The sequence below is a fragment of the Halopseudomonas phragmitis genome (genome assembly GCF_002056295.1).
GTDB classification, from domain to species: Bacteria; Pseudomonadota; Gammaproteobacteria; order Pseudomonadales; family Pseudomonadaceae; genus Halopseudomonas; species Halopseudomonas phragmitis.
On the sequence record NZ_CP020100.1, the window covers coordinates 19569 to 43117 of the forward strand.

20 protein-coding genes are annotated in these 23549 nt (G+C 59.9%); 5 read left to right on the forward strand and 15 right to left on the reverse strand.

The window, feature by feature from the left end; all coding sequences use genetic code 11:
* Positions 1 to 13 precede the first annotated feature (13 nt).
* The 5 genes from mmsB (at position 14) to umuC (ending at position 5259) form a co-directional block, all read left to right on the forward strand.
* Positions 14 to 907 carry a 3-hydroxyisobutyrate dehydrogenase gene (gene mmsB / locus BVH74_RS00105; protein WP_080048103.1) on the forward strand — a complete coding sequence of 298 codons (894 nt, stop codon included), beginning with the start codon at positions 14 to 16 and terminating at the stop codon, positions 905 to 907.
* Positions 904 to 1953, forward strand: a complete 1050-nt coding sequence (locus tag BVH74_RS00110) for an enoyl-CoA hydratase/isomerase family protein (protein ID WP_080048104.1) — start codon at positions 904 to 906, stop codon at positions 1951 to 1953. The genes mmsB and BVH74_RS00110 overlap by 4 nt, the downstream gene beginning before the upstream one ends.
* Complete coding sequence (locus tag BVH74_RS00115; protein ID WP_080048105.1) at positions 1954 to 3105, forward strand: acyl-CoA dehydrogenase; 1152 nt, start codon at positions 1954 to 1956, stop codon at positions 3103 to 3105.
* Positions 3106 to 3480: 375 nt separating this feature from the next.
* The gene (locus BVH74_RS00120; RefSeq protein ID WP_080048106.1) at positions 3481 to 3912 is read left to right on the forward strand and encodes a LexA family protein; all 432 of its coding nucleotides are present in this window, start codon (positions 3481 to 3483) and stop codon (positions 3910 to 3912) included.
* 12 nt (positions 3913 to 3924) lie between these two features.
* Entirely contained in the window at positions 3925 to 5259 is a 1335-nt protein-coding gene (umuC, locus tag BVH74_RS00125; RefSeq protein ID WP_080048107.1) for a translesion error-prone DNA polymerase V subunit UmuC, read from the forward strand.
* On the opposite strand, the gene ispD is transcribed toward umuC, so the two are convergent.
* The 15 genes from ispD to bamA form a co-directional block, all read right to left on the reverse strand.
* On the reverse strand, positions 5219 to 5896 hold the full coding sequence (gene ispD, locus BVH74_RS00130) for a 2-C-methyl-D-erythritol 4-phosphate cytidylyltransferase (RefSeq protein ID WP_080048108.1): 678 nt from the start codon (positions 5894 to 5896) through the stop codon (positions 5219 to 5221). The two genes, umuC and ispD, sit on opposite strands and share 41 nt — an antisense overlap.
* Entirely contained in the window at positions 5893 to 6165 is a 273-nt protein-coding gene (gene ftsB, locus BVH74_RS00135) for a cell division protein FtsB (protein WP_080048109.1), read from the reverse strand. Before ftsB ends, ispD begins: the two co-directional genes overlap by 4 nt.
* Before the next feature lie 78 nt (positions 6166 to 6243).
* On the reverse strand, positions 6244 to 7533 hold the full coding sequence (gene eno, locus BVH74_RS00140) for a phosphopyruvate hydratase (RefSeq protein WP_080048110.1): 1290 nt from the start codon (positions 7531 to 7533) through the stop codon (positions 6244 to 6246).
* A 45-nt stretch (positions 7534 to 7578) separates the two neighbouring features.
* Positions 7579 to 8424: a 3-deoxy-8-phosphooctulonate synthase gene (kdsA, locus tag BVH74_RS00145; RefSeq protein WP_080048111.1), complete on the reverse strand. Its 846-nt coding sequence runs from the start codon at positions 8422 to 8424 to the stop codon at positions 7579 to 7581.
* A gap of 9 nt (positions 8425 to 8433) precedes the next feature.
* Complete coding sequence (gene pyrG / locus BVH74_RS00150; protein WP_080048112.1) at positions 8434 to 10065, reverse strand: CTP synthase; 1632 nt, start codon at positions 10063 to 10065, stop codon at positions 8434 to 8436.
* Between the two features lie 124 nt (positions 10066 to 10189).
* Complete coding sequence (gene tilS / locus BVH74_RS00155) at positions 10190 to 11533, reverse strand: tRNA lysidine(34) synthetase TilS (protein WP_080048113.1); 1344 nt, start codon at positions 11531 to 11533, stop codon at positions 10190 to 10192.
* 1 nt (position 11534) lies between these two features.
* Positions 11535 to 12491, reverse strand: a complete 957-nt coding sequence (gene accA / locus BVH74_RS00160) for an acetyl-CoA carboxylase carboxyl transferase subunit alpha (RefSeq protein WP_080048114.1) — start codon at positions 12489 to 12491, stop codon at positions 11535 to 11537.
* Positions 12492 to 12624: 133 nt separating this feature from the next.
* A complete protein-coding gene (gene dnaE / locus BVH74_RS00165; RefSeq protein WP_080048115.1) occupies positions 12625 to 16149 on the reverse strand; it encodes a DNA polymerase III subunit alpha in 3525 nt (1174 codons plus the stop codon).
* 339 nt (positions 16150 to 16488) lie between these two features.
* Positions 16489 to 17079 (reverse strand): ribonuclease HII, encoded by a 591-nt coding sequence (rnhB, locus tag BVH74_RS00170; protein WP_373279498.1) that lies wholly within the window; start codon positions 17077 to 17079, stop codon positions 16489 to 16491.
* A gap of 11 nt (positions 17080 to 17090) precedes the next feature.
* Positions 17091 to 18254 carry a lipid-A-disaccharide synthase gene (gene lpxB / locus BVH74_RS00175; RefSeq protein WP_080048117.1) on the reverse strand — a complete coding sequence of 388 codons (1164 nt, stop codon included), beginning with the start codon at positions 18252 to 18254 and terminating at the stop codon, positions 17091 to 17093.
* A complete protein-coding gene (gene lpxA, locus BVH74_RS00180) occupies positions 18254 to 19030 on the reverse strand; it encodes an acyl-ACP--UDP-N-acetylglucosamine O-acyltransferase (protein WP_080048118.1) in 777 nt (258 codons plus the stop codon). Before lpxA ends, lpxB begins: the two co-directional genes overlap by 1 nt.
* A complete protein-coding gene (gene fabZ, locus BVH74_RS00185) occupies positions 19027 to 19464 on the reverse strand; it encodes a 3-hydroxyacyl-ACP dehydratase FabZ (RefSeq protein ID WP_080048119.1) in 438 nt (145 codons plus the stop codon). Before fabZ ends, lpxA begins: the two co-directional genes overlap by 4 nt.
* Positions 19465 to 19515: 51 nt before the next feature.
* Positions 19516 to 20577, reverse strand: a complete 1062-nt coding sequence (gene lpxD, locus BVH74_RS00190) for a UDP-3-O-(3-hydroxymyristoyl)glucosamine N-acyltransferase (RefSeq protein WP_080048120.1) — start codon at positions 20575 to 20577, stop codon at positions 19516 to 19518.
* 5 nt (positions 20578 to 20582) lie between these two features.
* Positions 20583 to 21062, reverse strand: coding sequence for an OmpH/Skp family outer membrane protein (locus BVH74_RS00195; protein ID WP_373279499.1), 480 nt, complete (start codon positions 21060 to 21062; stop codon positions 20583 to 20585).
* 65 nt (positions 21063 to 21127) lie between these two features.
* Complete coding sequence (bamA, locus tag BVH74_RS00200) at positions 21128 to 23500, reverse strand: outer membrane protein assembly factor BamA (RefSeq protein WP_080048122.1); 2373 nt, start codon at positions 23498 to 23500, stop codon at positions 21128 to 21130.
* Between the last annotated feature and the right edge of the window lie 49 nt (positions 23501 to 23549).

Sequence of the window (23549 nt, forward strand, 5' to 3'; positions counted from 1 at the left end):
GGAGGTAGTCACCATGCATATCGGCTTCATCGGCTTGGGCAACATGGGCAGCCCCATGGCCCACAACCTGCTCAAGGCCGGACATCAGCTCAGCGTGTTCGACCTGTCACAGCCTGCGGTCGAGGCTTTGGTCGAGGCTGGCGCCAATGCGCCCGGCAGTGTTGTCGACATCGCCCGCAGTCCGGCTGAGCTGATCATCACCATGCTGCCCGCCTCGGCCCACGTGAAAACGGTTTACCTTGGCGAGCAGGGTCTGCTGGCCCATGTTCAGCCCGGAGTACGGTTGATCGACAGCTCCACCATCGATCCTTTGACTGCGCGCGAAGTAGAAGCGCTGGCCAGAGCCCAGGGCAACCCGATGCTCGACGCCCCGGTCTCCGGCGGCACCACTGGAGCCGCAGCCGGCACTCTGACCTTCATGGTCGGAGGAGAACAGTCCGACTTCGATAACGCCCTGCCAGTGCTGCAATGCATGGGCAAGAACATTGTCCATTGCGGCCCGGCTGGCAATGGCCAGGTCGCCAAGGTCGCCAACAACCTGCTGTTGGCGATCAGCATGATCGCTACTGCCGAAGCCATGAACCTGGGGGTGGCTCTGGGCATGGACCCGAAGCTGCTGGCCGGGGTGATCAACACCTCCAGTGGCCGCTGCTGGAGCTCGGATACCTACAACCCCTATCCCGGAGTCATGGACAATGTTCCGTCGGCACGCGGCTACAGTGGCGGATTCGGCAGTGACCTGATGCTCAAGGATCTGGGACTGGCCAGCGAAGCAGCCAGGCAGACCGGCCAGCCGGTGCTGCTCGGCGCCCTGGCCCAGCAGCTGTATCAGACCTTCAGCAATCAGGGGCATGGTAATCTGGACTTTTCCGCGATCATCAAGCTGTATACCGGAGTGTCCGAATGAGTGAATCCCAACTCCCCGTACTGGCCCAAGTGCGCAACCACATCGGCCATCTGACCCTGAACCGCCCGGCCGGCCTCAACGCACTGACCCTTGAGATGGTCCGTCTGTTGCAGCACCAGCTCGACCGCTGGGCCCGCGACGATCAGGTCCGGGCCGTGGTGCTGCGCGGCGCCGGGGAGCGGGCATTCTGTGCCGGCGGCGACATTCGCGGGCTCTATGACCAATATCTGGCCGGAAACAGTGCGGCGATCGAAACCTTCTTCACTGAAGAGTACGCCCTGGATCAATGCATCCACGCCTACCCCAAACCACTTCTGGCCTTGATGGATGGTTTTGTACTCGGCGGCGGCATGGGTCTTTCCCAGGGCGCCAGCCTGCGCATCGTCACTGAACGCTCGCGGCTGGGTATGCCGGAAACCGGGATCGGCTACTTTCCCGATGTCGGCGGCAGCTACTTTCTCCCACGCCTGCCGGGTGCACTGGGTATCTACCTGGGACTGACCGGCAACCATATCCGCAGCGACGACGCACTCTATGCCGGGCTGGCCGATATCTGCCTGCCGAGTGAATGTCTGGATCAACTCGATCAGCGTCTGGACCAGTTGAACTGGGCCAGCCAAACACCTGAACAACTGGCCCACAGCCTGGCTGTCAGCGACTTGCCGGCCACCGAACTGGCCAGCCTGCAACCAGCCATCGATCAGCACTTCGCCCAACCCGACCTGCCCGCAATTCAGCACTCCCTGAGCCAGGAACAGCGTCCGGCCTATCGCGACTGGGCCCAGAACACCCTGAGCACCCTGCAGGCGCGCTCTCCCATCGCCATGGCCGTAACCCTGGAACTGCTGCGCCGCGGACGCCAGCTTGAGCTGGTCGACTGCTTCGCCCTGGAACTGCATCTGGATCGCCAATGGTTCGAGCATGGCGATATCGTCGAAGGGGTACGGGCTCTGCTGGTCGACAAGGACAAGCAACCACGCTGGAACCCGGCCCACATCGACCAGTTGGACCCGGCCCGGGTGTCCGCCTTTTTCGAGGGGGTCTGAATGCACGACATCGAACTGACCGAAGACCAGCGAATGATCCGCGACATGGCCCGCCAGTTCGCCCAGGGTGAGCTGGCCCCGCGGGCTGCCGAATGGGACAAGAGCGGCTGGATCGACTCAGCGGTGATCCAGCAGATGGGCGAGCTTGGCCTGCTCGGTATGGTGGTACCCGAGGAGTTTGGCGGCAGCTATGTCGACTACGTCGCCTACGCCCTGGCCGTGGAAGAAATTTCCGCCGGCTGCAGCGCCACCGGGGCGCTGATGAGCGTTCACAACTCGGTCGGCTGCGCTCCGGTGCTCAACTTCGGCAGCGATCAGCAGAAGGCCGAGTGGCTGACGCGGCTGGCCCGTGGTGAGGTCATCGGTTGTTTCTGCCTGACCGAACCCCAGGCCGGCTCGGAAGCACACAACCTGCGCACTCGTGCGCAGTTGCAGGACGGCGAATGGGTTATTAACGGCGCCAAGCAATTTGTCACCAACGGCAAACGCGCCGGCCTGGCCATCGTTTTTGCCGTCACCGATCCCGACTTGGGCAAGAAAGGCCTGTCGGCGTTTCTGGTGCCAACCGACAACCCCGGTTTCAAAGTCGAGCGCATGGAGCACAAGCTCGGTATCCGTGGTTCGGATACCTGCGCGGTCAGCCTGGACAACTGCCGGATTCCAGAAGCCAACCTGTTGGGCGCGCGCGGCAAGGGACTGGCGATCGCCTTATCGAACCTGGAAGGTGGCCGGATCGGCATTGGTGCCCAGGCACTGGGCATTGCCCGCGCCGCCTTCGAAGCCGCACTGGGCTACGCGCGCGAGCGCACTCAGTTCGGAGTGGCGCTGACCGAACACCAGAGCATTGCCAATATGCTCGCCGACATGCATACCCGCATCAACGCCGCTCGCCTGTTGATTCTGCACGCCGCACGCCTGCGCAGTGCAGGGCTGCCCTGCCTGTCGGAAGCCTCACAGGCCAAGCTGTTCGCCAGTGAAATAGCCGAACAGGTCTGCTCCAAGGCCATTCAGATCCACGGCGGTTACGGCTATCTGGAAGACTACCCGGTCGAACGCCTGTACCGCGACGCGCGGATTACCCAGATCTATGAGGGTACCAGCGAAATCCAGCGGCTATTGATTGCCCGGGAGCTGCGCGATTACCCGCTATAAGACGTAGCGGGCAAGTAGCCACCCTGCCCGCTACAAACCTGGCCGTCCATCCGCCAAGGCTTGTCGGATCAACCTGTGCTATCTAGTCTTGATTGCATAACGCCCGTCTCCTTCGATGACGCTACAAGAACAACAAGACAAAGGGTGCTCACTATGGCTCTCAAGTTTTTCACAGTACTTGCCATTCTGTTCCTGGCCATCTTCGCCAGCTTCTCGGCCCTGAAGCCTGATCATTCGGTCTCTTGCGCCCAATCTACCTGTTCTCAACCACAGATCAGTTGGCGCTACCTCCAGTGAGTCCTGAGACAAGAACAGCTTTTCTCGACATGAAGCAACCAATATACTGTATATAAATACAGCATAAAGGTATGCCTCATGCCCGCCCTTCTGATCGGCCCGGCCGCCACTGGCGGCCAACGCCTTCCATTGTTCGGCAGCCGAGTGGCTGCCGGTTTTCCCAGTCCGGCTGACGAATACCGTGAAGCCAGCCTGTCACTCGACGAGTTGGCCGGTATTCATGCCCCACATACCTTCCTGTTGCGGGTCCAGGGTGACAGCATGATCGAGGCCGGAATCTACGAGAACGATATTCTGGTCGTCGATCGGGCCGTACAGCCACTGCCTGGCGACGTGGTGATTGCCTGCATCAGCGGCGAATTCACGGTCAAGCTGCTGACCTGGGAAGCCGGCCTGCCAGTATTGATGCCAGCCAACGCCAACTACCGGCCGATTCGCCTGAAGTCCACCGATGAGCTGGAAATCTGGGGCGTGGTCACTCACAGCCTGCATCGACACCGATTCCGCTAAGGCCCACAGACAATGTACGCACTGGTTGACTGCAACAACTTTTATGTCAGTTGTGAGCGGCTGTTCCGCCCCGATCTGCATAAGCGGCCCGTGCTGGTACTGAGCAACAATGACGGCTGCGTGGTCAGCCGCAGCCTTGAAGCCAAGCGGCTCGGGGTAAAAATGGCGGTGCCGTTTTTTCAGATTCAGGACTTGGTCAGCCAGCATGACATCACCGTCTTCAGCTCCAATTACGCCCTGTACGGCGACATCTCCGAACGGGTCATGCGTACCCTGGAATGTCTGGCACCGCGCGTGGAACGCTACTCGATCGACGAGGCCTTTCTCGATCTGACCGGCCAGGGGCTTGAACTCGAACCCTTTGGTCAGCACCTTCGCCAGCGTATCCAGCGTGATATCGGCATGCCGGTCGGCGTCGGCATCGCACCGAGCAAGACCTTGGCCAAGCTGGCCAACTGGGCAGCCAAGCGCTGGCCCGGCAAGACCCAAGGCGTAGTCGAACTCAGCGACCCACAGCGCCGCGACAAGCTATTGGCCTATACCGATGTACACGAAGTCTGGGGCGTTGGCCGGCGTCTGGCCATGCGATTGAACAGCCTGGGCATTCGCAAGGCCATCGACCTGGCCCAGGCCGATCACAAGCTGCTGCGCAAAAACTTCAGTGTGGTACTGGAGCGCACCGCACGCGAACTCTGCGGCGAACCTTGCTTCGGTTTCGACGACAGCCCCGAGCCGAAGAAAATGATCGCCAGCACCCGCTCGTTCAGACACAGGGTTCATGATCTTGACTCACTGGCCCAGGCTGTCACCCTGCATGTCTCTCAGGCTGCTGAAAAGCTCCGCGCCCAGCGGAGCCTGTGTGGCGCCGTGCATGTCTATATCCGACCGGGCGCCTACGCCAGCGACGGGCATAGCGCCCGCTGCGCCGGTACCCTTGCCCTGCTCTCACCCAGTGATGACACCCGAGATCTGCAGGCCGCTGCCCAGCAAGTGTTGCGTAAGCATTACCGGGAAGGGCCGGGCTATGCCAAAGCCGGCGTGGTATTGATGGATCTGGTCAAACGTGAGCAATTCACCCCGGACCTGTTCAGCCCGCCACCACGACGCGGCAGCGAGGCTCTGATGCAGACCCTGGATGCGATCAACCAGCGCCAGGGCCGTGGCTGCATCCGTCTCGGCCGCTTGCCGGCCAACCCGATATGGGCCATGCGCCGGGACCACAAGAGCCCGGGCTATACCACTCGTTGGGAAGAACTACCCAAGGTAGGAGCACACAGCCTGGATAGCTACACGCCCAAGGAAGGCATCAGCCCAGCCAGTGCAGATCTTCTGGCCGGGTTATCTTGATATTGTCGGCCCGCCCCTCGATCAGCCTGGGGGAGTGGCCGGCCCATTCCATCGCCGAGGACTCATCGGTAATCGCCACACCAGCGGCCAAGGCCGCCGCCAATGCCTTGCGCAAGGCACCAAGACGAAACATCTGCGGCGTATAGGCTTGCCAGTACAACGCACGATCCGGGGTTGACTGTACCCGCCCGTCCGGGCCGGCCAGCTTCAGAGTATCGCGCACTGGCACTGCCAGCAGCCCACCAACCGGGTCATCAGCCAGCTCGCGCACCAGCTTGTGCAGATCGGTTTCAGCCAGGTTGGGACGGGCCGCATCATGGACCAGCACCCAGTCCTGTTCATCAGCACCCAGTTCACTGAGCCGTTTTAGACCGGACAGCACCGAGTCGGCCCGCTCCCGCCCGCCCGCAGCACGACTGATGCGGGTATCCAGCGCACAGGCCAGTTGCGGCCACCAGTCATCATCAGCCGACAGGCAGACCACCAGCCCCAAAAGCTCAGGCTGGCCAAGAAAACAGTCAAGGGTATGTTCGATCAGGGTACGGCCCCTGAGAGGCAGATACTGCTTGGGCCGATCGGCCTGCATGCGGGTGCCGACACCAGCAGCCGGAATCACCACCCAGTAGTGCTGACTCATTCGCTGCTCAGTTGAAACAGGATTTCGCCTTCCTTGACCATGCCGAGTTCGTGACGGGCACGTTCCTCGATGGTTTCCAGGCCCTGTTTGAGCTCAATGACCTCAGCGGTCAGCACCCGATTACGCTCCTGCAACTGCTCGTTCTCGCGTTGCTGCGCGGCGATCTGCTGCTTGAGCTGGGCGACATGGGCAAAGCTGCCGTCACCCACCCACAACCGGTATTGCAGACCGGCCAGCAGTGTCAGAGTGATAAGCCAGAGCCATTTCATAGAGGCAGGCCTTGAGAGGGCGACTGAAGGTAGTCTACCCCCTCTCCGACAGGGCGGAGAGGGGATATAACCAGACTATTAGCCACGGAACTCGGCACGGCCCTTGTACGGCGCCTTGGCACCCAGTTGCTCTTCGATGCGCAGCAACTGGTTGTACTTGGACACGCGATCCGAGCGGCACAGCGAGCCGGTCTTGATTTGACCTGCGGCGGTGCCTACGGCCAGGTCGGCGATGGTGCTGTCTTCGGTCTCGCCCGAGCGGTGCGAGATCACTGCGGTAAAGCCGGCAGCCTTGGCCATCTGGATGGCTTCCAGGGTTTCGGTCAGCGAGCCGATCTGGTTGAACTTGATCAGGATCGAGTTGCCGATCTGCTCGTCGATGCCGCGCTTGAGGATCTTGGTGTTGGTTACGAACAGGTCATCACCCACCAGTTGGACTTGCTCACCGATCTTGTCGGTCAGCACCTTCCAGCCGGCCCAGTCGGACTCGTCCATACCATCTTCGATGGAGATGATCGGGTAACGCTGACTCAGACCCGCCAGATAGTCGGCGAAGCCGGCAGCATCAAACACCTTGCCTTCGCCAGCCAGATCGTACTTGCCATCTTTGTAGAATTCGCTGGAAGCGCAGTCCAGCGCCAGGGTCACATCGTCACCCAGCTTGTAACCGGCGTTGGCCACGGCTTCGGCGATGGCGCCCAGGGCATCCTCGTTGGAGCTCAGGTTGGGGGCGAAGCCGCCTTCGTCGCCAACCGCAGTGTTCAGACCACGGGCCTTGAGTACGGCCTTGAGGTGATGGAAAATCTCGGCGCCCATACGCAGGGCATCAGCGAAGGTCTTGGCGCCTACTGGCTGGACCATGAACTCCTGAATGTCGACGTTGTTGTCGGCATGCTCACCACCGTTGATGATGTTCATCATCGGTACCGGCATGGAGTAGACACCCGGCGTGCCGTTCAGCTCGGCAATGTGGGCGTACAGCGGCATGCCCTTGGCCTGAGCCGCAGCCTTGGCCGCAGCCAGAGAGACTGCAAGGATCGCGTTGGCACCCAGCTTGGCCTTGTTTTCGGTGCCGTCCAGCTCGATCATGGCCATATCCAGGCCGCGCTGATCACTGGCATCACGCCCCACCAACAGCTCACGGATCGGGCCATTGACGTTGGCCACAGCCTTGAGCACCCCCTTGCCCAGATAACGACCCTTGTCGCCATCACGCAGTTCCAGTGCTTCACGCGAACCGGTGGAGGCTCCAGACGGCGCACAGGCGCTGCCCACAATGCCGCCTTCGAGAATCACGTCGGCTTCAACGGTCGGGTTGCCACGGGAATCGAGAACTTCACGACCCTTGATGTCAATGATCTTAGCCATGGTTGCTGCTTGCTCCATCGTATACAGAAATCAATCGGTAAATTGTCAGGCGGTTTCCAGCACGGGGAAACTCTTGACCAGTTCATCCAGCGCCTTGAGCTGGGACAGGAAAGGCTCCAGCTTGTTCAGACGCAAAGCACAGGGACCGTCGCACTTGGCATTGTCCGGATCCGGGTGGGCTTCCAGGAACAGCCCAGCCAAGCCCTGGCTCATGCCGGCCTTGGCCAGATCGGTGACCTGGGCCCGACGGCCACCGGCCGAATCGCTACGCCCGCCCGGCATCTGCAAGGCATGGGTGACATCGAAGAACACCGGGTACTCGAACTGCTTCATGATGCCGAAGCCAAGCATGTCGACGACCAGATTGTTGTAGCCAAAGCTGGAGCCGCGTTCGCACAGGATCAACCGCTCATTGCCGGCTTCCTCGCACTTGCTGAGGATATGCTTCATTTCCTGCGGCGCGAGGAACTGGGCCTTCTTGATGTTGATCACCGCATTGGTTTTCGCCATCGCCACTACCAGGTCGGTCTGGCGTGACAGGAAGGCCGGTAGTTGAATGATGTCGCAGACCTCGGCTACCGGCGCCGCCTGATAGGGTTCGTGCACATCGGTAATGACCGGCACCTTGAAGGTCTGCTTGATCTCTTCGAAGATCTTCAGCCCTTCCTCCATGCCCGGACCACGGAAGGAGTTGATCGACGAACGGTTGGCCTTATCGAAACTGGCCTTGAACACGTAGGGAATCCCCAGCTTGCCGGTCACCTCGACATAGGTTTCGCAGATCTGCATGGCCAGGTCGCGGGATTCCAGAACGTTCATGCCACCAAACAGCACGAAGGGCTTGTCGTTGGCGATCTGGATATCGCCAACGGTCACGGTTTTCTGCGACATGCTTGTTCCTCAGGCCTTGGCCGAATGTTGGTTCAGCGCTGCATTGACAAAACCACTGAACAGCGGATGGCCATAACGCGGCGTCGAAGTGAATTCAGGGTGGAACTGGCAGGCAACGAACCAGGGATGATTCGGAGCTTCAACCATTTCAACCAGTGCGCCATCGACCGAACGACCGGTAATCTTCAAACCACCCGCCTCGAGTTCAGGCAACAGGTTGTTGTTGACCTCGTAACGATGGCGATGACGCTCGACAATCACGTCCTTGCCGTAGCAGTCATAGGCCAGCGAGCCCGGCACCAAAGCACACTCCTGGCCGCCAAGGCGCATGGTGCCACCCAGATCGGACTCCTCGCTGCGCTGCTGCTTCTCGCCGCTGGCGGTCTGCCACTCGGTGATCAGACCTACTACCGGATGGGCAGAAGTCTTGTCGAACTCAGTAGAGTTTGCATCCTGCCAGCCCAGTACGTTACGGGCGTATTCGATCACCGCCACCTGCATGCCCAGACAGATCCCCAGGTAAGGGATCTTGTTCTCGCGGGCATACTGTACGGTCTTGATCTTGCCTTCCACGCCGCGCAGCCCAAAGCCGCCCGGCACCAGGATGGCATCGACCCCTTCCAGCAGGGTTGTACCCTTGGTTTCGATGTCTTCGGAGTCGATATAACGCACATTGACCTTGGTCCGGCTCTGAATGCCGGCATGGCTGAGCGCCTCGATCAGCGATTTGTAGGCATCCAGCAGCTCCATGTACTTGCCGACCATGGCGATGGTGACTTCGTGCTCAGGATTGAGCTTGGCATCAACCACCCGTTCCCATTCGGACAGGTCCGCGCCACCACACTCCAGACCGAAGCGCTCGACCACGAAATCGTCCAGGCCCTGTGCATGTAACACCGAGGGAATCCGGTAGATGGTATCGACATCTTCCAGCGCGATGACTGCGCGTTCTTCAACGTTGGTAAACAGAGCGATCTTGCGCCGCGACGACAGATCGATCGGGTGGTCGGAGCGGCAGATCAGCACATCAGGCTGCAGACCGATCGAACGCAGTTCCTTGACCGAGTGCTGGGTCGGCTTGGTCTTGGTCTCGCCGGCGGTGGCGATATAGGGCACCAGGGTCAGGTGCATCAGCATCGCGCGCTTGGCGCCAACTTCAACCCGCAACTGACGGATCGCTTCAAGGAACGGCTGCGACTCGATGTCGCCGACCGTGCCACCGATTTCGACCAGCGCCACATCGGCACCAGCGGCACCCTTGATGATCCGGCTCTTGATCTCGTCGGTGATATGCGGAATCACCTGAATGGTGGCGCCCAGATAATCGCCGCGTCGCTCCTTGCGCAGCACGTCGGCATATACCCGGCCAGTGGTGAAGTTGTTGTTCTGGGTCATGGTGGTGCGCACGAAGCGCTCGTAGTGCCCCAGGTCAAGGTCGGTCTCGGCGCCGTCATGGGTGACGAATACTTCGCCATGCTGGAACGGGCTCATGGTGCCGGGATCAACGTTGATATAGGGATCCAGCTTGAGCATGGTGACCTTGAGGCCACGCGCTTCGAGAATTGCCGCCAGGGATGCCGAGGCGATGCCCTTACCCAAAGAAGATACAACACCACCCGTGACGAAAATGTAGCGCGTCATGAAAAACCCGTGATTGAACTGTTAGGCGGCAGGGCCGCAAGGAATCGAAAGGGAGCCGGGAAAAAGGTCTTTCCCAAAGTCTCGTCAAGATGGGATATCAGGATACCAGAGCGCCCCGTCTTGCTCAATCCGTAGCTGGCCTTTCCGCACACGGAAACCAGCTCAACTCCCAGCCATCCTGGTCCGGCGCGGCCATGAAGGCCTCGGCATTCCAACGACCGGCCACCGATACCAGATGCCCTTGGCAGTATAGCAATGGGATTGATGGACGCAGCCACATAGGAATGCCAGCCTCCTGGAACAACTGTTTGAGTGACTGGCTGGGTCTGCCCGGCAGACGAATGCGCTCCCCGCCCTGGCGATAACCAATCTGCCATGGCCCAGCCCCCGGCAGCAGTCCACCCTGGCGGTGACGCCAGCACAACCAGCCATTACCCGCACGCAGCCGGATATCGGCCAGCTTGTGCAACGCCTCCCCCTTCCCTGCTGGCACGCCCGCTGCGGGCAAGCACCACAGACGATCCGACGAACGGCACAAGCGGTAGCCAGCCAGACTCAGCAGCGGCTGACGATCAGCCGCAGCAGTCAACTGCTGCTGCCACTGCAGCAACTGGCGCTGCTCCGGCGCCACATGGCCCAAACCGTGTAGCCAGAACCGCAGCAGATTGCGCTGCCGGGCTGGACTCAGCTCCAGCAGACGCCTCACCAGCAAGCTGGGCCAGGCACTCAGCCAGGCATCGGCTAAAGCGTCAGTACAGTACTCCAGATCCTCGGCCGCTCGCTCATCAAGCAGATTGTTGGCTTCCTCGGCATGGGCAGCCAGGCGCAGCAGGTTGTCATCCAGATGTGGCCAGGCCTGACGCAGGTTCGGCAGCCATTGGTGACGCAGAGCGGTGCGGGCAAAGCGCGGGTCGGTATTGGCCGGGTCGTCGATCCAGCTCAGCCCACGCCGGCGCGCCTCGCGCTCCAGCTCGGCCCGGGAAAACCCCAGTAGTGGCCGATACAACCGCCCCTGCCCCAGAGCACGCTCACGCGGCATGCCGGCCAGCCCGCGCACACCGGTGCCACGCAGCACTCGAAACAACAAGGTTTCCAACTGATCATCCCGATGATGGGCCAGCAGCAGCACCTCGCCAGACCCAATCTGCCGTTCGAAGGCAGCATAGCGCGCCTGACGGGCAGCCTCTTCAACGCTGCCGCCAGGCGCCAGCGTCACCCGTTCGCAGTGCAACGGCAAACCCCGTTGTTCACAAGCCTGACGGCAATGCTCGGCCCAGGCATCGGCATCGGGATGCAGGCCATGGTGGATATGGATAACGCGCAGAGGGGGAACTTGATGGGTTGTCGCCAACTCGGCCAACAAGTCCAGCAACAGCAGAGAATCCAGGCCGCCGGACAGCCCCAACCACCAGGCCGGGGCATGGGCGCAGGGCGCCAACTGCTCGAGCAGCGCCTGCGAAGACAGCATGTTACTGCAGGCCGTAACTCATCAGCCGCTGGTAACGCTGCTCCAGTAGTGCGTCATCAGCCAGGCCGCCGAGCTTGTCGAGTTCGGCAATCAAGCGGGCCTTGATCCGCGCAGCGGTTTCAGCCGGGTTGCGGTGCGCGCCGCCCAGCGGTTCGGGGATCAGGTTATCGACCAGCCCCAGCTCCTTGAGCCGCTCAGCGGTCACGCCCATGGCCTGAGCGGCATCAGCAGCCTTCTCGGCGCTACGCCACAGAATAGAGGCACAGCCTTCCGGCGAAATCACCGAGTAGGTGGAGTATTGCAACATCATCAGATGATCGCAGACACCGATGGCCAATGCGCCACCGGAACCACCCTCACCAATCACGGTGGCGATAATCGGGGTCTTCAGCCGCGCCATCACTTGCAGGTTCCAGGCAATCGCCTCGCTCTGGCCACGCTCCTCGGCGTCGATACCCGGATAAGCGCCTGGGGTATCGATAAAGGTGAGGATCGGCATCTTGAAGCGCTCGGCCATCTGCATCAGCCGGCAGGCCTTGCGGTAGCCTTCAGGCTTGGGCATGCCGAAGTTGCGCCGGACCTTCTCCCGAACATCGCGCCCCTTCTGGTGACCGATAACCATCACCGGGCGACCATCCAGGCGCGCCATCCCGCCAACAATCGCTGCATCGTCAGCAAAGTGCCGATCACCGTGCAGCTCTTCAAAGTCGGTAAAGATATGACTGATGTAATCCAGGGTATAGGGACGCTGCGGATGCCGCGCCATTTGCGCGATTTGCCAACTGCTGAGGTTGCCGAAAATGCTTTCAGTGAGCGACTTGCTCTTGTCCTGCAGCTTGGCAATTTCTTCGGTGATATTGAGAGAGTTGTCATTGCCGACCAGACGTAGCTCCTCAATCTTGGCCTGCAAATCAGCGATGGGCTGTTCGAATTCCAGGTATTGCTGACTCTTGCTCATAAGCATCCATTATCCGCGTGGCGGCCCGTCGGGCGTCAGAAATTGTTCGGCAATACCTTACGGGATTGCCGCAGATTCGTCGAGGATCACTGCCGTTACCTGCGCCACAAGTCTGGCGGGCAACACGCAGAGCCTATCTGTAGTGCAAAGAGACGCTGTCTTTGCCCAACTGGTCACGCAGGCTCTGCACCAGATCATCGGCCGGTTCAACGCACCAGTCATCACCCAGACGCAAAAGTACCTCGGCGTCCGGGCGCTGCAACTCAACACTGACCGCACATTCGCCACGATGCTGCTGCAGCAGTGCCGCAACCTTGCCCAAGCTATCCGGCCCATGACATTGAGTATCCAGGCGAATGCGAACACTGTCGAGCAAGGCGGTACGCGCCTCTTCCAGACTCATCACCCGCTTGGCCCGCAAGCGCATGCCGCCGGAGAAATCATCCAGCGCCACCTCGCCCTCGATGACCAACAGCGCATCTTTCTGCAATAGAGCCTGGGCGGCAGCATAGGCTTCGGAGAACAGCGAAGCCTCGATCCGTGCCGAACGGTCATCCAGGGTCACGAACGCCACCTTATCACCACGCTTGTTCTTCATCACCCGCAGATCGAAAACCAACCCGGCTACCGTTTGGCTATCACGCGAGGGTTTCAGATCGAGAATCCGCTGCCGGGCAAAGCGTCGTACTTCCTGTTCATACTCATCGATTGGGTGACCGGTCAGATACAGGCCGAGGGTTTCCTTCTCACCACGCAGCCGTTCCTTGAAACTCCATTCGCGCACCCTTCGATAGGGTTCGTAGACATCACGCTCGGTTGACGGTCCCAGCAGGTCGCCAAACAGATCATCATGACCGCTGTCAGCGCTCTTGGCGCTCTGCTCGGCCGAGGCAATGGCCTCTTCCATGGCTGCCATCAGAGCTGCGCGGTTCCGGTCGATCTGCTTCTGGTAGGCCTGTGGCTCCTCGGCAAAGAACGGTCCCAGCCGGTCCAGCGCACCGCTACGGATCAGCGCTTCCATGACCCGCTTGTTGATACGCTTGAGATCGACCCGGGCACAGAAATCGAACAAATCATTGAACGGCCCGCCGGCCTGGCGGGTCTCGACGATGGTTTCCACCGGTCCCTCGCCCACACCCTTGATGGCGCCCAGACCATAAACCACATCGCCGGCTTCATCGACGGTGAACTTGAACTCGGAAACATTGACGTCAGGCGCCTTGATCCGCAGCTTCATGCTGCGGCATTCCTCGATCAGGGTCACCACCTTGTCGGTGTTGTGCATATCGGCCGAGAGTACAGCAGCCATGAACGGCGCCGGATGGTGCGCCTTGAGCCAGGCGGTCTGGTAGGAGACCAGACCATAGGCCGCCGAGTGCGACTTGTTGAACCCGTAACCGGCGAACTTTTCCACCAGGTCGAAGATGTTGCCCGCCAGGTCGGCATCGATGCCGTTGTTCTGGCAGCCCTCCAGGAAGACGGCACGCTGCTTGGCCATCTCTTCTGGTTTTTTCTTACCCATCGCCCGGCGCAGCATATCGGCGCCACCGAGGGTGTAGCCGGCCATTACCTGGGCAATCTGCATCACCTGTTCCTGATACAGAATGATACCGTAGGTCGGCTTGAGCACTGGCTCCAGCCCGGGGTACTGGTAGTTCGGGTGCGGGTAGGAAATTTCCTCGCGCCCGTGTTTACGGTTGATGAAGTCGTCAACCATGCCCGATTGCAGCGGTCCCGGACGGAACAGTGCCACCAGTGCGATCAGGTCTTCCAGACAGTCCGGCTTGAGCTTTTTGATCAGCTCCTTCATACCGCGCGATTCAAGCTGGAACACCGCCGTGGTCTCGGCCTTCTGCAACATGGCATAGGTCGGCTTGTCATCCAACGGGATGAAATCGATATTGATCGGCTCAAGACCCTTTTTGGCCTGCTCGCGGTTGATGGTCTCCATCGCCCACTTGATGATGGTCAGGGTTCGTAGCCCGAGGAAGTCGAACTTGACCAGGCCGGCCGACTCCACATCATCCTTGTCGAACTGGGTTACCAGGCCACCACCGGACTCATCACAATAAAGTGGAGCAAAATCGGTCAGTTTGGTCGGCGCGATCACCACCCCACCAGCGTGCTTGCCGACGTTACGGGTGATGCCTTCGAGCTTGAGCGCCATGTCCCAGATTTCCTGGGCTTCCTCGTCGTTGGCGAGGAAGTCGCGGAGCATCTCTTCCTGTTCATAGGCCTTGGCCAGGGTCATGCCGACTTCGAACGGAATCATCTTCGACAGCTTGTCGGCCAGGCCATAGGACTTGCCCTGCACCCGCGCCACATCGCGCACTACCGCCTTGGCCGCCATGGTTCCGAAGGTGATGATCTGCGACACCGCGTTGCGACCGTACATGTCGGCCACATAGTCGATCACCCGGTCGCGGCCTTCCATGCAAAAGTCAACGTCGAAGTCGGGCATCGAGACCCGCTCGGGGTTGAGGAAACGCTCGAACAGCAGGTCATACTGCAGCGGATCAAGATCAGTGATCAACAGCGAGTAGGCCACCAGCGAACCGGCACCCGAGCCCCGACCAGGGCCTACCGGCACCCCGTTGCCCTTGGCCCACTTGATGAAGTCCATCACGATCAGGAAGTAGCCCGGGAAACCCATCTGGTTGATGATATCCAGCTCGAAGTTAAGCCGGTCGATATAGACCTGACGCTTAGCCTCATAATCCGGGGTATCGGGCGGCAAAATGACCTTGAGTCGTTCTTCCAGCCCCTCGAATGAAACCTGCTTGAAGTATTCCTCGATGGTCATGCCTTCGGGAATCGGGAAATCCGGCAGGAAGTAGGTGCCCAACTGCACCTCGATATTACAGCGGCGGGCAATTTCGACCGAGTTTTCCAGTGCCTCGGGGATATCGGCAAACAGCTCGGCCATTTCCGCAGGAGTCTTGAGATACTGCTCTTCGCTGTACTGACGCACCCGGCGCGGATCGTCCAGCGCCCGGCCCTCACCAATGCAGACACGGGTTTCATGGGCTTCGAAATCCTCGCGCTTGAGAAACCGCACATCGTTGGTTGCCACTACCGGGCAACCACTGCGCACCGCCAGAGCCACGGCAGCATGTACGTGCTCTTCATCGTTGGCCCGGTCGGTCCGCTGCAGCTCCAGATAAAAGCGCTCAGGGAACACCGTCATCCAGAAATCCAGCAGCTCATCGGCCACCTGCGGATTACTAGATAGCAAGGCCTGGCCGATTTCACCCTCTTTTGCCCCCGACAGCGCGATCACCCCTTCACTGGCCTCGGCGATCCACTCCCGGCGTACGGTCGACAGGCCATTGCTCTGACCTTCGGTAAAACCGCGCGATACCAGCTCGGTCAGGTTGCGGTAGCCTTTGGCATCCATCGCCAACAGGGTCATGCGAGTAAGCTGGTCATCATCATCGCGCCCGACCAACCAGACATCCACCCCGGAAATCGGCTTGATGCCCGCCCCCATGGCGGTCTTGTAAAACTTCACCAGACTGCACATGTTGCTCTGGTCGGTCACCGCCACCGCCGGCATGCCCGCCTCGCCCACCGTCTTGATCAGCGGCTTGACTTTGACCAGGCCGTCGACCAGGGAAAATTCGGTGTGTACGCGCAAATGGATGAAGCTGTGGTTCATGCGAATCCTGTGGACGCTGGAGGGATGTTCAAAGCATGGATTGTAGCGGCGGGGGTAGACTGCGGCCAGCCTGGCGCTCAGGAAACACCAAGGAAACACTGATTAATTACACGCAAGCTCAGTAGCCCAGTTGGCGCTGACCTGTTCTGGACTGTCGATGCCCCGGACGGGCATCGTCAAGCCCCCAGGGATGGGTTCACGGCGTGTCCAGAACAGGTCAGCGACAATTGGGTCAACACCGAAACTGATTTAATCAGTGTTTCCCTAACGGTCTAGAACAGCTCACCGCCAACCGTGCACCTGACTTCGGAGCAATTGATCAGCCCGCCTCAAGCGCCGTCAAGATTCCAAAACTGCCCGCACCGGTGCGAACGAGCGCCGATGGATGGGTGTAGCCCCCAGCTCGCGCAAAGCCTGCAGATGCACCGGGGTCGGATAGCCCTTATGCCCGGCCAGGCCATAGCCAGGGTACTGACGGTCCAGCTCGCACATTTCCCGATCCCGAGCCACCTTGGCCAGAATTGAGGCGGCAGCAATCGCCGGCACCCGGCTGTCACCCTTGACCACAGGTTCAGCCGGCATGGGCAGTGGCGGACAGCGATTACCGTCAATCAGCACCCGGTCCGGGATTACAGCCAAACCAGCCACCGCCCGCTGCATCGCCAGCATGGTGGCATGGAGAATATTCAACTGATCGATCTCCTCGACCTCAGCCCGGGCAATGCACCAGGCCAGCGCCCGCTCCTGAATCAGCGGAAACAGTGCTTCGCGGCGGGCCTCGGTAAGCTTCTTCGAGTCGTTCAGACCCTCAATAGGTCTGGTTGGATCAAGAATCACCGCAGCTGTCACTACCGCACCACAGAGCGGACCACGGCCAACCTCATCCACCCCTGCTATCAACTCGTCACCTGCCGGCAAGGCCCAGTCCATACTCAGCTGGGTCATAGCCGGCCCTTATCGCGCAGCAACTCCAGAATCGCCTCGGCAGCGGCATTGTCCGCGTCACGGCGCAAGAGCTGGTGCAGCTCAAGAAAGGTGGCCTGGGCGTCGTCACGTTCGGGACTGGGCTGCAGACGGGCGAGCAGTGCTCCCCCCAGCGCTTCAGGGGTCGCCGCATCCTGAAGGAACTCAGGCGCCACTTCACGCCCGGCGAGCAGATTGGGAAGAGCAACATGGCCGACCTTGACCAGCCGCTTAAGAATCTTAAAGGTCAGACCGGCCATCCGATAGGCCACGACCATAGGCCGTTTGAACAACATCGCTTCCAAGGTCGCAGTACCCGAGGCGATCAGTACAGCATCACAGGCAGCCAGTGCTTCGTGGGCCTGACCATCGAGCAGGGTCAGCGGCAAAACCATCCCGGATTCGGCAATGATTGCTTCCATCTGCTCACGACGCTGTGGGTTGGCGCACGGCAGGATGAACTGCAAAGAAGGGTCGCGCTCCAGGCACCAACTGGCAGTATCCAGGAACAGGCGCCCGAGTTTGCGCAGTTCGCCATTGCGGCTGCCAGGCATCAGCGCCACCACCCGGGCTCCAGCGGCCAGATCCAGCGTCTCACGCGCCGCCAGACGATCAGGCTCCAGGGCAATACGATCGGCCAGAGTGTGGCCGACGCAACGCACGCGCACCCCATGACGCTGATAAACTTCCTCCTCGAACGGGAACAGGGTCAGCATCAAGTCAGTGGATTCGCGAATGCCCAGCACCCGCTTCTCACGCCAGGCCCAGACTGAAGGGCTGACATAATGCACAGTGGCAATACCGGCCTCGCGCAACCGCCGCTCGACCCCCAGGGTGAAATCCGGGGCATCGATGCCGATGAACACATCGGGCCGCTCGGCCTTGAGATAATCGACCAGCTCACGACGAATCCGCAGCAATTCGCGCAGCCGCCCGAGTACTTCGACCAACCCCATTACCGACAGACGCTCCATCGGGACCCGGGTCTGCATGCCCTCGGCAAGCATTTTCGGGCCCCCGATACCGATAAAACGCGCATCAGGGAAACGCTGCCTAAGCTCCCGGATCAGGCCGGCACCCAAGGTATCGCCGGAGGCTTCTCCGGCGACCAGCGCAATACATAGAGGTTGCTGAGTTGCCACTACCGGGTAATACCGCGGGTCGAGGCCAGAATGGAGTCGCGGTAGAGCGCAACTTCGGGATATTGCTCGGCACTGCCTTCAAGCTGGGCCAGCGCCTCCTGCAGGGTCAAGCCCTGACGATAGACAACCTTGTAGGCACGGCGCAGGGCGCTGACCAGTTCTGCACTGTAGCCGCGCCGGCGCATGCCCTCAAAGTTCATGCCGTGTGCACCAGCCGGATTGCCACCGACCATGACAAAGGCCGGAATGTCCTTGAATACCGCGCTATTGGCCGCGCTCATGGCAAAAGCGCCGATATGACAGAACTGGTGCACCGTGGTGTAACCACCCAGAATCGCGCCATTGCCGATTTGCACATGACCAGCGATGGTGGCGTTGTTGGCCATGATGATGTTGTCGCCAACCACGCAGTCGTGAGCCACATGCACATAGGCCATCAGCAGGTTGTTGCTTCCGATCCGAGTCACGCCCTGATCCTGCACGGTGCCACGATGAATAGTACACCCCTCACGGATGACGTTGTTGTCACCGATTTCCAGCCGGGTTGGTTCACCGTTGTACTTCTTGTCCTGACAGTCCTCACCGACCGAGGCAAACTGAAAGATACGGTTGTTGCGACCGATTCGGGTCGGCCCTTTGATCACCACATGCGAACCGATGACACTACCGGCACCGATCTCGACCTCTGGCCCAATCAGAGTCCAGGGGCCCACCTCGACATCATCCGCCAGACGGGCGGATGGATCGACGATCGCCTGAGGGTGAATCCGACTCATACCTTATGTTCCGCACAGATGATTTCGCCGGAACAAGCCTCCTTGCCATCCACCAGCGCCCGACAGGCAAACTTCCAGATGCCCCGCTTGTTGCTCAGGTACTCGGCTTCCAACTGCAACTGATCACCCGGCACCACCGGCTGACGAAAACGCAGCTTGTCGGAGCCGACGAAGTAATACAGAGTGCCATCTTCGGCCTTGGTGTTCATCATCTTGAAGCCCAGCAGACCAGCGGCTTGAGCCATGGCCTCGATGATCAGCACACCCGGCATGATCGGATGGCCAGGGAAGTGGCCGTTGAAAAACGGTTCGTTGACCGACACATTCTTGTAGGCGCGAATCTTGCGGCCTTCCAGATCCAGCTCCAACACCCGATCTACCAGCAGGAAAGGATAGCGGTGTGGCAGATACTCTTTGATTTCGTTGATATCCATGTATGGCAAGGCCTTGCAGTGAAAATTGTGATGCGCCAGCGTGGCGCAAGCTCAGGATTCAGATGAACCCTGCGTCCCTGGAGTCACCGCCAACAACTGTTTTTCCAGTTGTTGCACCCGCTTGACCAGCGAGTCCAGTTGCCTGATCCGCGCCGCGCTCTTTTTCCATTCCGCCGCAGGTTGCATGGCCGTTCCCGAAGAATAGGCACCTGGTTCGGTGATCGAGCGGGTGACCATGGTCATACCGCTGACAAAGACGTTGTCGCAGACTTCGATATGCCCAACCATGCCGACCCCGCCGGCAATGGTACAGTGCCGACCGATACGGGTGCTGCCGGAGATACCGACACAGGCGGCCATGGCAGTGTGATCGCCAATCTGCACGTTGTGGGCAATCTGAATTTGGTTGTCGAGTTTGACCCCATCACCAATCAGGGTATCGGCCAGAGCGCCACGGTCGATACAGGTATTGGAGCCAATTTCGACATCATCACCAATACGCACACCACCAATCTGGGCAATCTTCTCCCAGCGTCCCTTGTTGTTGGCAAAGCCGAACCCTTCAGCGCCGATGACCGCACCGGATTGAATCACGACCCGGGCCCCGATAATCACGTCGTGATACAGGGTTACCCGGGCAGACAACCAACCACCTTCTCCGATCCGGCTTCGAGCTCCGACAAAGCAGCCCGCGCCCAGCGTAACACCCGGACCGATGACCGCGCCGGACTCGATGACCACGTGCGGACCGATTGCCGCACTGGCGTCGACCTCGGCATCCTCGGCCACCACCGCCGTTGGATGAATCCCGGGCGCTGGACGTGGTTTCGGATCAAACTGATGGGACAGACGGGCATAAGCCAGATAAGGGTTGGCGACGATCAGCGCATTGCCGGTAAAACCTTCGGCATCGGCCTCGGTCAGCAACACCGCCTCGGCCTGGCTAGTTGCCAGATACTTACGATACTGCGGATTGGCAAGAAAACTCAGTTGACCCGGTCCGGCTTCCTGCAGGGTAGCCAGACCGGTAATGCGCCCGCCCCCCTCACCAAGTAGCCGCGCATCCAAAAGCTGGGCCAGCTCGGACAGGGTCAGAGAGACAGTAGTACTCATGATGCTCAGCGCATGCTGTTCAGGCGTTCAATCACCTGACGGGTGATATCGAACTCCGGCTTGACATCCACCACCGCGCTGCGATCGATCACCAGATCATAGGAGCCGGCTTGCAGAACGGCTTCGACCGCCTGATCCAGCTTGGGCTTGAGCTGCTCCAGCATCTCCCGATCCGAAGCGGCCTTGGCTTCGTTCAGTTCGCGCGACTCGCTCTGAAACTCGCGGGCTTTCTGACGGAACTCCAGCTCCAGGCGTTCCAGCTCGGCCTGGGCCAGCTTGTCGCCGTCGCGCTGCATACGCTCCTGCAGTCGTTTGGCTTCTGACTCGAGGTTGCGCAGCCGCTGCAACTGGCTGCCAAATTTCTTCTCGGCATCTACGGAGTAGCGTTTGGCCGCATCCGACTCAAGCAGCGCCATCTGGTAGTCCAGCACAGCAATTTTCATCTGGGCGGCAGCCGGGAAACTGGCCATGACCAGCACCGACATCAAAGCAACGCGAATAAACTTACCCACTTAAAGGACTCCTGATAACGTTTCGTTATTAGCCGAAATTAGAAGGTCTGACCCAGAGTGAACTGGAAGACCTGGGTCTTGTCGCCCGACTGCTTGTTCAGCGGTACAGCCAGGCTGAAGCCCAACGGCCCCAGCGCCGTCAGCCAGTTCAGACCGACACCGGCACTGTAACGCAAATCCCCAAGATCGACATCCCCGCAGTTGCGGTTCTCGTTCAGACAATTGGTGTCGAACACGTTGCCGACATCAACGAACAGCACCGTGCGCAGCGAGCGCTGGTCCTTGATGAAAGGCAGCGGGAACAGCACTTCAGCACCGCCGGTGACCTTGACGTTACCACCGAAGGGCAACGGATCCTGATCCGGATCGGTCAACGATCCCTCGGGGAACCGCGGATCATCCTCGTTACTCATACTCGGCGTACTACGCGGCCCCAGGGTACTGTCACGAAAACCTCGTACCGAGCCGATACCGCCGGCAAAGTAGTGCTCATAGAACGGCACCGACTTGGTACTGCCGAAGCGATCCACATAGCCCAGGTCAGTATGCAGACGCAGAGTCAGATCTTCAGTCATCGGGAAAAACTTCTGTGCCCGATAATCGAGCGAATAGAAGCTTAGGTCACTGCCCGGCACCGTAACCTCAGCGCCTAGCGACTGCGAGTGCCCGCGGTCAGGGAAGACCCCGCGGTTGAGGGTCGACTGCGACCAGCCGGCGTTGAACTTGAAGTTGGTGAACTTATCACCTTCCTGGCGCAGGAACTCGTGGATTTCCAGTACGGTATAACGCCCGGTCTTGACCTCGTCATTCTGCACCGACAGACCGAAATTCAATCGCGAGTTGTCGCTGATCGGGTAACCGAAGTTGAAGCCGGCACCGTAGGAGTCAACCGCGTAGCTGGAGATATCGACGTTCAAACGGTCATAGTCGGTGGTGCGATAGAAGGCGTTGTAGCCCATGCTCACGCCGTCAACCGTGAAATACGGGTTGAGAAAGCCAAACGACAACGCCGTCTGGTACTCGGAACGGGTAGCACTGAAACTGACCCGGTTACCGGTGCCGAAGAAGTTGTTCTGACTGATCGAACCACCAAGAATCAGACCGGTACCCTGAGCAAAGCCCAGGCTGGCCGTGATAGAGCCGGACGGCTGCTCTTCCACCGTGTAGTTGACATCGATCAGGTCGTCAGCACCGGGCACCGGCACGGTTTCGACATTGACTTCCTTGAAGAAGCCCAGCCGTTCAAGTCGGACCTTGGACTGGTCGATCAGGTGGGTCGAAGCCCAGCCGCCTTCCATCTGGCGCATTTCCCGGCGCAGTACTTCGTCATCAGTCTTGGTATTGCCACGGAAATTGATCCGGTTGACATAGGCCCGCTGCCCCGGGTCAACCACGAAGGTCACGGTGACGCTGCGATCTTCCTCATGGATCTCGGGAATACCGTTGACGTTAGCGAAGGTATACCCCTCGTTGCCCAGGCGCCGGCTGATCAGGTCAGAGGTCGCCGTCAGCACCTGACGGGAAAAAACCTGGCCCGGCTCAATCAACAGCAACTTGCGTACTTCGTCCTCAGCCACGACCAGGTCACCGGACAAACGCACATCACGTACGCTGTACTGCTCGCCCTCGTCGATATTGACCGTGATGTAGACGTGTTTCTTGTCCGGCGTAATGGATACCTGGGTCGAGACAATATCCATATTGATATAGCCACGGTCCAGATAGTAGGAACGCAGACGCTCCAGGTCACCGGAGAGTTTCTCCCGCGAATACTTGTCGGCACTGCTGAAGAAGCGGTACCAGCGGCTGGTCTTGAGCTCGAACAGGTCGGTCAGGTCTTCGTTGGAAAAAACCGTATTGCCGACCACATTGACATGACTGATCGATGCCACCGAGCCCTCATCGATGACGATTTTCAGCGAAACCCGGTTGCGCGGCTCAGCAATTACCTGGGTTTCGATATCGGCCGAGTAGCGCCCCTGGGACACGTACTGGCGTAGTAGTTCGTTGCGCACCCCTTCAAGGGTCGCCTGCTGGAAAATCTCACCCTCCGCCAGGCCGGCCATACGCAGACCATTAAGCAGATCTTCACTCTTGATCGCCTTGTTGCCTTCCAGCTCAATCGAGGCAATCGATGGCCGCTCGACCACAGTGATCACCAGTACATCGCCTTCGCGGCCGAGTTGAATATCCTGGAAGAACCCGGTGCGAAACAGCGCCCGAGAAGCCTCAACCAGTTGCTGATTGTCGACCTGCTCACCAATATTGAGTGGCAGCGCGCTGAATACGCTGCCAGCGGATACACGCTGCAACCCATTGACGCGAATGTCGGTGATCCGGAAGGCGTCGGCAAGAGCAATCCCAGGCGCCAGGAGTGTCAGCAATAGCGCAGGCAATAGGTAACGTTTCATGAAATCCGTTCTGACTGACTGGTTGATTTTTGGCCATCTGCATGACAGC

Excerpts from the sequence above, each read along its gene's own strand:
- rnhB (WP_373279498.1), bottom strand. The coding sequence starts at position 17,079 with ATGGACTGGGCCTTGCCGGCAGGTGACGAGTTGATAGCAGGGGTGGAT.
- bamA (WP_080048122.1), bottom strand. The coding sequence starts at position 23,500 with ATGAAACGTTACCTATTGCCTGCGCTATTGCTGACACTCCTGGCGCCT.
- mmsB (WP_080048103.1), top strand. The coding sequence starts at position 14 with ATGCATATCGGCTTCATCGGCTTGGGCAACATGGGCAGCCCCATGGCC.
- tilS (WP_080048113.1), bottom strand. The coding sequence starts at position 11,533 with ATGCTGTCTTCGCAGGCGCTGCTCGAGCAGTTGGCGCCCTGCGCCCAT.
- lpxD (WP_080048120.1), bottom strand. The coding sequence starts at position 20,577 with ATGAGTACTACTGTCTCTCTGACCCTGTCCGAGCTGGCCCAGCTTTTG.
- dnaE (WP_080048115.1), bottom strand. The coding sequence starts at position 16,149 with ATGAACCACAGCTTCATCCATTTGCGCGTACACACCGAATTTTCCCTG.
- accA (WP_080048114.1), bottom strand. The coding sequence starts at position 12,491 with ATGAGCAAGAGTCAGCAATACCTGGAATTCGAACAGCCCATCGCTGAT.
- ftsB (WP_080048109.1), bottom strand. The coding sequence starts at position 6,165 with ATGAAATGGCTCTGGCTTATCACTCTGACACTGCTGGCCGGTCTGCAA.
- kdsA (WP_080048111.1), bottom strand. The coding sequence starts at position 8,424 with ATGTCGCAGAAAACCGTGACCGTTGGCGATATCCAGATCGCCAACGAC.
- fabZ (WP_080048119.1), bottom strand. The coding sequence starts at position 19,464 with ATGGATATCAACGAAATCAAAGAGTATCTGCCACACCGCTATCCTTTC.
- BVH74_RS00195 (WP_373279499.1), bottom strand. The coding sequence starts at position 21,062 with ATGTCGGTGCTGGTCATGGCCAGTTTCCCGGCTGCCGCCCAGATGAAA.
- pyrG (WP_080048112.1), bottom strand. The coding sequence starts at position 10,065 with ATGACGCGCTACATTTTCGTCACGGGTGGTGTTGTATCTTCTTTGGGT.
- BVH74_RS00115 (WP_080048105.1), top strand. The coding sequence starts at position 1,954 with ATGCACGACATCGAACTGACCGAAGACCAGCGAATGATCCGCGACATG.
- umuC (WP_080048107.1), top strand. The coding sequence starts at position 3,925 with ATGTACGCACTGGTTGACTGCAACAACTTTTATGTCAGTTGTGAGCGG.
- BVH74_RS00120 (WP_080048106.1), top strand. The coding sequence starts at position 3,481 with ATGCCCGCCCTTCTGATCGGCCCGGCCGCCACTGGCGGCCAACGCCTT.
- ispD (WP_080048108.1), bottom strand. The coding sequence starts at position 5,896 with ATGAGTCAGCACTACTGGGTGGTGATTCCGGCTGCTGGTGTCGGCACC.
- lpxA (WP_080048118.1), bottom strand. The coding sequence starts at position 19,030 with ATGAGTCGGATTCACCCTCAGGCGATCGTCGATCCATCCGCCCGTCTG.
- eno (WP_080048110.1), bottom strand. The coding sequence starts at position 7,533 with ATGGCTAAGATCATTGACATCAAGGGTCGTGAAGTTCTCGATTCCCGT.
- BVH74_RS00110 (WP_080048104.1), top strand. The coding sequence starts at position 904 with ATGAGTGAATCCCAACTCCCCGTACTGGCCCAAGTGCGCAACCACATC.